This is a genomic window from Veillonella parvula (assembly GCF_001553335.1).
GTDB lineage: Bacteria > Bacillota > Negativicutes > Veillonellales > Veillonellaceae > Veillonella > Veillonella parvula_S.
The window spans coordinates 93,234-93,929 of record NZ_KQ960798.1; the positions used below are offsets into that span (position 1 = coordinate 93,234).

The window sequence follows — 696 nt, forward strand, 5'->3', positions numbered from 1 at the left end:
AAATTAAATGATCCCCATTAGGGGACGGAAACCAAGAGTTATCAAGCAAAATTAATGATTAAAGTAATAGGGTAGGTTAAATTAAATGATCCCCATTAGGGGACGGAAACCTTGAATAGGTTTTCTCTTACTTCGTTGTGTGTCATGTCCAGTTAAATTAAATGATCCCCATTAGGGGACGGAAACTTGTACTTGTTTAGTTAAATTAAATGATCCCCATTAGGGGACGGAAACCTTTATATTCGCTTATGTTGCCTTTGTTGTTTGGCAATTCGTCAAGTTAAATTAAATGATCCCCATTAGGGGACGGAAACAAATCTATGCGGATAGATTATACCTATCTACGCCAGAAATTGGTTAAATTAAATGATCCCCATTAGGGGACGGAAACTTGTTTTATTAATCTAATTATACGAGGTGTTAAATATAAAGGGTTAAATTAAATGATCCCCATTAGGGGACGGAAACAAGATACCAATTCATATTACAACCGCAACAAAGCGGTAGGAAGGTTAAATTAAATGATCCCCATTAGGGGACGGAAACATATAGGCTTGTAGTAACTTATTTCTATACCCCTCTTTAGAGTTAAATTAAATGATCCCCATTAGGGGACGGAAACAAGCACCCTTATTGAGTGCTTTCTTCTTCGTAAAAGCCCCGAGTTAAATTAAATGATCCCCATTAGGGGACGGA

1 CRISPR repeat array is annotated in these 696 nt (G+C 37.1%).

The features are described from left to right. Positions 1-279 precede the first annotated feature (279 nt). Positions 280-622: a CRISPR direct-repeat array (repeat unit 35 nt; unit sequence GTTAAATTAAATGATCCCCATTAGGGGACGGAAAC). The last annotated feature ends 74 nt before the right edge of the window (positions 623-696 follow it).